General features: G+C 70.7%; 11 protein-coding genes. 6 read left to right on the top strand and 5 right to left on the bottom strand.

All coding sequences use genetic code 11. The features are described from left to right. Positions 1-876, top strand: an 876-nt coding sequence (locus D7V88_RS34310; protein WP_120544827.1) for a hypothetical protein, incomplete at its 5' end; no start/stop codon positions are given. On the opposite strand, the gene D7V88_RS34305 is transcribed toward D7V88_RS34310, so the two are convergent. Beyond that, on the bottom strand, positions 877-1,185 hold the full coding sequence (locus tag D7V88_RS34305; protein WP_120544826.1) for a hypothetical protein: 309 nt from the start codon (positions 1,183-1,185) through the stop codon (positions 877-879). Continuing rightward, on the bottom strand, positions 1,178-1,396 hold the full coding sequence (locus D7V88_RS44780) for a hypothetical protein (RefSeq protein ID WP_244238543.1): 219 nt from the start codon (positions 1,394-1,396) through the stop codon (positions 1,178-1,180). Before D7V88_RS44780 ends, D7V88_RS34305 begins: the two co-directional genes overlap by 8 nt. Before the next feature lie 276 nt (positions 1,397-1,672). Between D7V88_RS44780 and D7V88_RS34295 the strand changes: the two genes are divergently transcribed. Together D7V88_RS34295 and D7V88_RS34290 are read left to right on the top strand one after the other, a co-directional pair. Continuing rightward, entirely contained in the window at positions 1,673-1,882 is a 210-nt protein-coding gene (locus D7V88_RS34295; protein ID WP_120544825.1) for a hypothetical protein, read from the top strand. A gap of 138 nt (positions 1,883-2,020) precedes the next feature. Beyond that, the gene (locus D7V88_RS34290) at positions 2,021-3,043 is read left to right on the top strand and encodes a hypothetical protein (RefSeq protein WP_120544824.1); all 1,023 of its coding nucleotides are present in this window, start codon (positions 2,021-2,023) and stop codon (positions 3,041-3,043) included. A 34-nt stretch (positions 3,044-3,077) separates the two neighbouring features. Here D7V88_RS34290 and D7V88_RS34285 read toward each other — a convergent pair whose 3' ends face one another. After that, positions 3,078-3,983: an AEC family transporter gene (locus D7V88_RS34285; RefSeq protein WP_120544823.1), complete on the bottom strand. Its 906-nt coding sequence runs from the start codon at positions 3,981-3,983 to the stop codon at positions 3,078-3,080. 235 nt (positions 3,984-4,218) lie between these two features. On the opposite strand from D7V88_RS34285, the gene D7V88_RS34280 reads away from it, so the two are divergent. Further along, entirely contained in the window at positions 4,219-5,469 is a 1,251-nt protein-coding gene (locus tag D7V88_RS34280; protein WP_120544822.1) for an MDR family MFS transporter, read from the top strand. 241 nt (positions 5,470-5,710) lie between these two features. Here the strand turns inward: D7V88_RS34280 and traC are convergent, their stop codons facing one another. Further along, on the bottom strand, positions 5,711-7,498 hold the full coding sequence (gene traC / locus D7V88_RS34275) for an outer membrane exchange accessory lipoprotein TraC (protein ID WP_372241145.1): 1,788 nt from the start codon (positions 7,496-7,498) through the stop codon (positions 5,711-5,713). 301 nt (positions 7,499-7,799) lie between these two features. On the opposite strand from traC, the gene D7V88_RS34270 reads away from it, so the two are divergent. Beyond that, positions 7,800-8,036: a hypothetical protein gene (locus D7V88_RS34270; protein WP_120544820.1), complete on the top strand. Its 237-nt coding sequence runs from the start codon at positions 7,800-7,802 to the stop codon at positions 8,034-8,036. 169 nt (positions 8,037-8,205) lie between these two features. Next, positions 8,206-8,997 (top strand): FRG domain-containing protein, encoded by a 792-nt coding sequence (locus tag D7V88_RS34265; RefSeq protein ID WP_120544819.1) that lies wholly within the window; start codon positions 8,206-8,208, stop codon positions 8,995-8,997. 296 nt (positions 8,998-9,293) lie between these two features. Here D7V88_RS34265 and D7V88_RS34260 read toward each other — a convergent pair whose 3' ends face one another. Continuing rightward, positions 9,294-9,497 (bottom strand): hypothetical protein, encoded by a 204-nt coding sequence (locus D7V88_RS34260; RefSeq protein ID WP_120544818.1) that lies wholly within the window; start codon positions 9,495-9,497, stop codon positions 9,294-9,296. Positions 9,498-9,803: the final 306 nt, after the last annotated feature.

Here is a 9,803-nt window from a genome sequence, read left to right as displayed (position 1 = left end):
TCCAACGACGGCGGCTGGGCCCCTCCCCCCTCCAGCTCCGACGAGCGCCGCGCGCAGGAAGCGGAGGCCGTGCTTCACGCCAGCGCTGAACGGCTGGCGAAGCGCGTGCAGGAGCTGGGCGTGCAGATGCGGCGGCCGGAGGTGGTGAGCGACCGCTGGACGCTGATGTCGGAGCTGGCCGCGTCGCGCGCGGACTTCCGCAACCGCATTGGCGATCTCGTCTACCTCACCGCCGCGGCCTTCGCCGACGTGCGCCGCGAGGACGTGGTGCCCGGCTATGCCCATCAGGTGGGCGCGCGCGTGGCCCTGCGGGGCGCGTCCGCGGATCTGCGCCGTTCGCTGCAAGGACGGCTGGAGCGCGCGGCGAAGGCGACGGATGCCCAGCGGCCCGCGCTGGCGCGGCAGGCGGAGGAGAGCCTCGCGGCCTTCGTGTCGCTGTCCTCATCGCTCGCGCTGCGCACGCCCACCAAGCGAGAAATCGTCGCGACGCGGGGCCGGCTGCGCGACGCGGGCACGAAGTCAGAGCTGGGGCCGGACGTGCTGCCAGGGCTGGTGGAGCCCTTCCTCGCGCTCCTGGAAGAAGCGATGGAGGACGTGACGCGCACCTGGCTCACCGTGCATGACCGCGCGGTGTGGGCGGCGAGCGGCGTCCGGCTGGAGCAGGTGGACATGCACCTGGAGCTGGGTTCACCGGGCGCGGCGCGCGTCCTGGAGGAGGCGGTGGAGGCCGCGGGCGCGCTCTCCGGCCGCTCGGTGCCCTTCGACGTCTTCCTGCGCAAGGGGCGTCAGGAAGCCGCCGGAGGACTCAACGAGGCCGGCGCCAGGGACCTGCTCGCCCGCTTCCGCGAGCGGCTGGCCAGCCTGCCGTTCAGTTGATCAAGGCTTCGTCGCGGAAGGCAGCGCCGGAGGCGCCGCGGACGCGGGCAGCGCCGGGGCGTCCTTCTTCGGCGGCAGGATGCGCAGCTCCTCGAAGCGCTCCGCCAGCGTCTGCGGCGTGAGCTCCTCCTGCCACTGCTTGGGGTTGGTGTTCCACCCGAAGTCGGCCGGCACCTTGCCGCCGCCCTGGCTGGAGTAGCCAATCATGTCCGGGAACTGCGAGGACCAGCGACCCGCGGGATCCGGCTCCTTGGTGACGTGCTGCCGGTTGGGAAGCAGGAAGGGCTTGGGCTTGGGAGCATCACTCATGCATCGAAGCCTCTCCGAAAGAAGGCCGCATGGGTAGAGGCAAGCGGGCCCCCTGCCCCCTTCGCGCATGGTCCTTGGGGGGCAGAACGCTCGGGCCCAGCGCGAACACCGCCGCGAAGTAGCGCGCCTGCGCCTCGCTCCCGTAGCGGTAGCGCCGCAGCTCCCCCTCGGGAGGGGTGACGTCTACCCGCCAGCCCTTCCGGTCGCACATGACCTTCACTGTCGTCCCTGCACCCATCCCACGCCTCCCCCGGCCCGTTGCCATCCGAGGGAGTGCGCTATGGAAGTCCCGTGCCAGCCCTCGCCAGCACGAACAGCAGCTTGCAATGTCGGCGGGTGGGCAGTCGGCGGGCCCCCGGTAACGTTTGCAGTCGGGCGCTGTCATCCGGCTGCTGTCCCTGAGAGGAGGGGCGGGGCAGCGAACCGGGTCCTTGAGGGAAGGTCCCAGTCTCCTTGTGTCCGGCGGATCCTGCGTTAACTCAATGGCATGACCCACTTCGAGACCCAGAGCGGAGAGCGATTCGCGGACTTCGATCTTCCCGAGGGCTGCATGGTGTGCGGCGGCGCGGTCTCCATCCGTGCCACGCCAGCAGGCGCCCACGGCTACTGCCCCCACTGCCACGTGCTGTCACGACCGCAGATGCGCGTGAAGCCCAACGGCGTGGAGCTCTCCTTCGAGACCACGGCGCTCGCGTAACCCCGAGCGTCCTTCCTCACGCTGACAGCCCGCCCGGGGGACGTTCGCCCGTGGCGGCAACGGACGGAATCAGTGCGGAGGCACGGAGGGAATCGCGGTAAGCCGCGATTCCCTTCTTTTTTGTCTCCGAGGTCCCCGATGAAGCGTTTCCTGCTGTCCGCCGCCACGACCCTGGGCTTGGGTCTGACGTTGGCGGGCTCCCCTGCCCGGGCCCAGTCCCCCGGTCCCTTCTCCGCGTTCACGCCGTTGGAGCTGCGGGTGAACTTCCAGCCCGCGAGCGCGCCGGTACCGGCGGGCTTCGTCGTGGACTCCGGCCAGGTGTACGGCAACCGGGGCAACGGCTTCACGTACGGGTGGAACCAGGACAACACCGCCAACACGCGCGACCGCAACAACCCCAACGTCCCGTCGCAGGCGTACGACACGCTCATCCGCACGCAGAACGGCGCGAACTTCGTCTGGGAACTGGCCGTGCCCAACGGCTACTACGAGGTGCGGCTCGTCGCGGGGGACCCGGACTTCACCGACAGCGATTTCGCCTTCAACGTCGAATACTACGGCGACGTGCTGCGCGGCACGCCGAGCGCGGATCAGCACTTCTTCGAAGCGGTGAAGCTGGTGGACGTGAAGGACGGCAAGCTCACGGTGAGCAGCAGCAGCCCGGCCGTGAACAACAAGCTCGCCTTCCTGGAGGTGAAGCGGAAGTTCGGCATCGACATCAACTTCCAGCCCGCGTCCAACCCGCCGCTGGAGAACTACGGCTACCTGCCGGACAACGGGCTCATCTACGGCGCGCGCCAGTTCGGCTTCACCTACGGGTGGAACGTGGACAACACGGCCAACATGGTGGACGCGGGCCATGACGTGGACATCGTCGCGCAGCGCCACGCGCGCCTGCAGCAGGGCGGCGAGCGCGTCTGGGAGATCGCCGTCCCCAACGGCGTCTACGAGGTGAGCATGCTGGCCGGCGAGCCGTTCAACTACGTGGGGGCCTACCGCATCCAGGCGGAGGACACCGTGGTGCTCAGCGGCCTGCCCACCGGCTACGGCTACACCACCGGCCTTGCGCGCGTCGCGGTGTCGGACGGGCGCCTGACGGTGAAGAGCGCGGCGGGCGCGGCGAACAACAAGCTCAACGCCGTGTTCATCCGCCAGCTCTAGTCCAGGGCGCGGGGCATGGCCCGGGTGCGGCCTCTCAGTGCACCTGGGCCATGAGCAGCGGCGCGGTGAAGAACGACAGCGGGATGCCCACGCCCACCATCAGCACCGCCAGCTCCGGATCCAATTCGTATTCGGCGGCGAGCAGGGCCGCGGTCACCATGGGGGCCATGGCGATCTGCAGCACGGTGGCCTGCTTCACCACCAGCGCCAGGCCCGGCATGAACGCCAGCACGGCCAGCACCGCCACCGGCGCGAGCACCAGCTTGTAGGACAGCCCCAGCGCGAGCGCCGGCAAGCGCTTGCGCAGACCGTCCAGCCGCAACTGGAAGCCCACGAGGAACAGCGCCAGCGGCGTGAGCAGGTCGCCCAGCCGTTGCAGCACGGAGTCCATCCAGTCCGGGAAGGCGAAGGGCCGCAGGAGCAGCGCCACCACCAGGGCCTGGAACGGGGGGAACACCAGCACCTTGCGCACGAGCGTGCGCACGGACAGCGAAGCCTGGGCGTGGGCCTTCGCGGCCGTCAGCGTGGCGAGCGTCGCCACCACCAGGAACGAGCCCAGTTGATCCACCACCACCGCCACCGCGACGCCATCAGGCCCCAGCAGTGCGGCGGCCATGGGCAGGCCCACGAAGGCGGTGTTGCCCAGGCCCGCGGTGAGCACGAGCGCCGCCACCGATTCGCGCGACAGTCCCAACCGGGGGCCCAGCAGGCGCATGACGAAGCTTGCGCCCAGGAAGAGCAGCCAGGGGGCCACCGCCGCCACGGCGAGCCCGGGGACGAACTCCAGCCGGTGCATGGCGCGCAGCACCAGCGCGGGCAGCGACACGTTGAGGAGGAAGACGTTGAAGACCGACGCCGTGGCTTCGGGGAACCGGCCGCTGCGGCGGGCGAACACCCCCAGCACCAGGCACACCCCCAGGAGTCCGATGACCTGCCCCATGCCCTGCTTCGTCCCGCCTTCCCGTGTCGGTGGCCGCGCAACCTGGAGGAGCCCACCAGAGAAGTCCAGCCCGGAGCACACACCCCGGGAATGCGCGTTTCCACGCGAATGGAATGCATGAAGCCCCAACCGCCGCGCAGGAGGTGGAAGGTCGTGGAAAGGCGCCGAGTGGGGGCGCATTCTCCCGCGCGCGGTCCGTCAGCCCTGGCGCCGCGTCCCCGTCGGGCCCCCCTGCATGAATCCCATTGCCATGGTGTTGAGAGCGTTCGGTGGAGGTGGCCTCCCCCGGACGTATTGGGTGCTGTGGGTGGGCACCTTCGTGAACCGGCTGGGCTCCTTCGTCGCGCCCTTCCTGGCGCTGTACCTGACGCGGGAGCGCGGCTTCAGCGTGGAGCAGGCGGGCCTCGTCGTGTCGCTGAACGGGGCGGGCGCGGTGCTGGCCGGGCCGCTGGGCGGCATGCTCGCGGACCGGGTGGGCCGGCGCCTCACGCTCGCGGGAGGCCTGTGGCTGGGTTCGGGGGCGATGGTGTTCATCGGCTTCTCGGAGACGCCGGGGCGCATCGCGGTCGCGGCCTTCCTGCTGGGACTGTTGGGGGAGCTGTACCGCCCGGCGGTGTCCGCGGCCATCGCGGACGTGGTGCCGGCGCGCGACCGGGCGCGGGCGTACGGGATGCTCTACTGGGTCATCAATCTGGGCTTCGCCATCGCGCTGCCGCTGGCGGGCCTGCTGGCGGGGATGGGCTACCGGCTGCTCTTCATCGCGGACGCGGTGACCACGTTCCTCTACGGCTGCTGCGTCTGGGTGCTGGTGCCGGAGACGCGGCCCGCGGCGGCCAAGGGCGCCGTGGCGCGCTCCACGCTGGGCGACCTGCTGATGCCCTTTCGCGACGGGGTGTACCTGGCGTTCTGCCTGCCCATCTTCGCGCTGGCCCTCATCTTCTTCCAGAGCCACATGAGCCTGCCGGTGACGCTGGCCGCGCGGGGCCTGACGCCCGCGGACTACGGACTGGTGATGTCGGTGAACGGCGTGCTCATCGTCGCGCTGCAACCGTTCGTCAACCGCCTCGTCGGCCGGGTGCGGCGCTCCACCGCGCTGGCGCTCGCGGGCCTGCTGACAGGGGTGGGCTTCGGGCTGCATGCGCTGCCGGCCGGCGTGCCGTGGGCGATGCTCGCCGTGGCGGTGTGGACGCTGGGGGAGATGGCGCAGTCACCGGTGGCGCCCTCGGTGGTGGCGGACCTGGCGCCGACCGAGCTGCGCGGCAGCTATCAGGGCGCGTACCACATGATGTGGGGGCTGGCCTCCAGCATCGCGCCAGCGCTGGGTGGCGCGGTGCTGGGCCACATCAACGCCTCCGCGCTGTGGGCGGGCTGCTGCGTCCTGGGCCTCGCGGCGGGCGCGTGGCACCTGGCCATCGCGGGTGCGCGGCGCAGGCGCGTGGAGGCGCTGCGGTTGGAGCGCCCGGAGATGAGCGCCAGCCTGGACTGAGCACCGGGCCGTCGCGGAGGGCGACGGCTCGGAGGGCCGTGAGGCCGTGCACGGTCCACCGCGTATTACTGAGCGGCTGGGCGAGCAGCGCCTCCGCGCCGCGTGAGGCCATGCACGCCCGAGCGGCTGGGCGAGCAGTGCGGCCATGCGCGACCGAGCGAGTGGTGCACTCGACCGCGTAAACCCGCGCACGCCCGCGCGGCTGGGCGACTGGCGCCTCCAGCCGCGTGAGGCCGCGAGGCTACTGCCCGAGCAGCGCTTCCGGCCGCGTGAGGCCGCGAGCGCGGGCGACGGGCTGGAGGACATCCTGGGGGGGCGCGTCGGCGGTGAGCAGCAGCGCGCGCACGGCGGTCTCCACCACGTCCTCGGCACCGGGGCGCACCATGCCGCGCCGGGCGTCCTCCACGCGCTTGCCGCGGTACACGTCGAAGCGCTCCTTCACGCGTTTGGCCAGGTCGGCGACGGCCTTGTCGCCCGCGTCCACGCGCAGCTCCAGCTCGTTGCGCAGTTGCACGGGGTCCGCGAGCACGCCGTACCGGTCATAGCCCTTGTGGGCCACGTCCTCGTGCAGCACCGCGTAGTCCTGCGTGTTGGGCGCGGGCACCTGCTGGGGCGTGAGCAGGTCGCGCATCACCGCCGTCACGGTCGCCGTCACGGTGAGCCGGTGCAACTGCACGTCGTAGACGAAGTCCGAATACATGGGCTCCTCCACCGTGATGGGCTCGCGGAAGACGGAGTCGCGGTTGCGCTGCACCTCCGTGCGCTGCGTCTCCGCCTTGTCCAGCGCCACCTGCACCGCCAGCTCCAGCACGCGCGCCGCCTTGGCCTTCTGCACCATCAGGCCCTCGTCCTGGGTGCACTGCCCCGAGCAGCGCTCCGGGTTGCACTCTCCGGGGATGCTGCCCGGCTTCGCCGCCGCGCGGGCCTCCTCGCCGCACTCCACCAGCGCCTCGCGGCACTCGCGCTTCTCCCGCTCGCGGCACCGCTCGGCGGCATCGCGCAGCGTGCCCAGCTCCACCTGGGCGCGCAGGTACTCGCGCAGCACCGCGGCCTGCTTGCGCTCCACCGTCTCCAGCGTGCGCTCCGTCTCCAGCAGCTTCGACTCGAACTGGCCGCGCTTGGGGTTGGGCACGGAGCGGTTGCCGGCGAGGTAGCGCTTCGTGCGCTGCGACTCCTCCACCGCCTTCAGGGGCAGCACGCGCTCCAGCGACAGCTCCAGCTTCACGCCCACCCGTCCGGGGGGCGCCTCCGTCACGACCTTCAGGGGAAGCTGCGTGGGCAGGAACGTGGCCAGCCGTCCCGCGCCCAGCCGCTGGGCGACGTCCGGCGCCTGGGCCTTGTCGTCCACGGGCGAGGCCACCACCAGGAAGGCCACCTCGTCGCGCAGCTTCAGCCGCACCGCCTCCGCCCGCTCCCGGGCCGCCGTGGCGCCCACGCGCTCCTGGTCCGCGCGCACGTAGGCCAGCAGCGCGTTGCCCAGCTTGCCCGCCTTCTCCAGGGTGTCCGCGCTGGCGAAGAAGCGCTTCGCCCACGCCACCTGCACCGCGTCCACGCCCTTGCGCGCGGACGTGTGGTCCGGGGCCACGGCGAGCACCGCGTCCAGCTCCGCGCGGGCGTCCTGGAGCTTCTCTTCCTTCAGGAGCCCCAGGGCCACCCCCACGCGCGCCTCCAGCGTCTGGGCGAGCAGGGCCCGGGCCGGGTCATGGTCTGGATCCAACTCCAGCACGCGCACCAGCAGCTTGGTGGCGGACGGCAGGTCCCCGGAGGCATGGGCAGCGCCGGCCTCCTGGTACACCTCCGCGCCCCACTCCTTGCGCACCGCGCGCAGCTTCACGGTGACCTCGGAGGCCTCCGGGTCCGCCGCCAGGGCACGCAGGTAGGCGGCTTCCGCCTCCGCCCAGCGGCGCTCCTTGGAGGAGGCATCGCCCTCGCGCACCGCGCGGGAGAAGGCGGAACAGCCACTGAGCAGCACGAGCGTGGCCAGGGCCAGGGCGCTCAGCCAGCGAGAGGGGACATGGGGGGTTCGCAAGGGGGGGCTCACGCGCCGCATCTTCGCGGGAAAGTCCTCCGAGGGTGAAGATTCCGACAGTCCGTGCCCGGTTGCCTGTCCGGCGTGAAGGCAGACATCCCGCCAGGACGGGCCCGGGAGGGGCGACGTGCTTAGGCTGTTCTGCCTTTTGTTGAGCGTTCAGAACCTACACGGTCTTCTGCTGGCTGCGATGAGCCAGGGTGCAGGCGTTCAGTGCCTGTGCTTCCGGCCCTCGGGAATGACGCGACGCACCAGTCAGTAGAGGGAATCAGCACCCACGAGGGGGGCTAGAGAGAAACACATGCCTTGTCCACAGCCGCGACCCACCGAGTTCCATCTCCCGCTGCGGGCCGACTCGTTCTCCATCGAGGAGTACCGCAACGTCCACTGCCGCTTCTACAGTGGCTGCATCGACGTGGCGGTCCGCGAGGACTGGGAGAGCTTCACCTGCGCGAAGTGCCCGCTGTTCCAGGCGGATAAAGCGCCGGGGGCCAGCTCGTATGCCTTTACCCAGCCCGCCGACTTCGGGCGGCCGTAGTCCTGTTTCCTGTTTGTGATTGAGGCGACCGGGCGTCCGACCGGGCCCGTGCTTCCCCGCCAGGGGAAGGAGCGGACCGGGAGGGCGCCCGTCGTCGGCCGAAGCCTGGTTCGCTGAAACGCTGCTTCCTTGGACGGCAGGGCTCACCTTCCGGAACGAGGGGGCGGGGATGCAGGAGCAACGCGTCACGACGTGGCTGGAGTTGCAGGACCTGTTGTTCGGGGGTTCGTGGAACGAGCCGCTCGGCCGCTTTCGAACAAGCTTCGTCTTCCGCGGCATTCCGGATGCCCGGCTGGATTTGTCCGCGACGTTGAACCGCCAGGGCGCGTTCGTGCGACACGAGCGGGACCTGCTCCGGGCCTTCCGCAAGTACGCGAGGGGCGTGCCGGGCACGGCGCAGCTCACGTCGGTGTGGGACTGGCTGGCGCTGGCGCAGCACCACGGGATGCCGACGCGGCTGTTGGACTGGACGTTCAGTCCGTACGTGGCGCTGCACTTCATGACGGAGCGCCAGGACTTCCTGGGCGAGGACGGCGCCGTCTGGTGCGTGGACTACCACCAGACGAACCAGCAGTTGCCCCGGCCGTTGAAGGAGCAGTTGCGGCTGGAGGGCGCGGACGTGTTCACGGCGGAGATGCTGGAAATGGTGGCGGTGGATCTGCCGACGTTCGACGGGCTGGCGGAGCATCCGTTCGTGTTGTTCTTCGAGCCACCGTCGCTGGATGCGCGCATCGTGAACCAGTTCGCGCTGTTCTCGGTGATGAACGGGCCGGGCCAGAGCCTGAACGACTTCCTGGGGCACCAGCACCAGGGGGTGCGGCGGCTCATCGTGCCGGCGTCGCTCAAGTGGGAGGTCCGGGACAAGCTCGACCAGGCGAACATCACCGAGCGCGTGCTCTTCCCCGGCCTGGATGGACTGAGCCGCTGGCTGCGCCGCTACTACGCCCCCCGGCCCCGGTAGACGTCAGGGGGTGGGAGGCGCCGCTCCGGCAGGACTCTCCCGTAGAAGAACCACCCATCCAGGATGCGCCTGCGCGGCCCACACAGCATTCGAAGTCGGGATTCAGGAGCACGTAGTAGTACAGCCCCGGCGTTGACCCCGTGAAGAGCGAGACGTTCACGCCGTCCTCGGGATGCTCACAGCCGAAGAACACACGCCCCCACGAGCAGCGACAGCAACAACGAAGGGAGCACGAAGCGCACGGCGCATCCTCCCATGCCTCGGGGAATGCACCCACCTCTTCACGCCCCCAACACTCACGCGGGCACGGGCTCTCCACCCAACGGCCCCGGCCCACTGCGCTCCCGGTCCCGCCGCTCCGCGCGCTCCCTGGCTTCCCGCGCCCGCCGCTCCTCATCCTGGCGCGCGCCCTTGTGCGCCAGCGCTCCGCCCATCATGACCGCGGCCAGCACCACCAACATCAACAGGATGCCCACCACCGTCGCGCCGATGATCAGCATGTGACCCGACCTCACCTGAAGGGGCCGCGCCACCAGGGCACCAGCCACGTCCACTCCCAACACTGCGTCGTGTCCATCGCTCACGCAGGAACCATGCCCGGCGGGACCTCGCCCCCTTGCCTGGATTCACCGCACCCCTGCGACCCCGGTGTCCCCCGGTGGAAATAGACAGACACCGGACCCACCTTCCACCCAGACAGCCCTGACGCCCGACCAGGAGGTGCGCGAATGCAAGACACCGGCATCGGACGACGGAAAGACATCCCTCCCGCCTCCTGGAAGCGCCAGCCCTCGCTGACCCCGCAC

The sequence above is a fragment of the Corallococcus terminator genome, from assembly GCF_003611635.1.
Lineage (GTDB): Bacteria > Myxococcota > Myxococcia > Myxococcales > Myxococcaceae > Corallococcus > Corallococcus terminator.
This window is presented reverse-complemented; position numbering and strand designations above follow the sequence as displayed.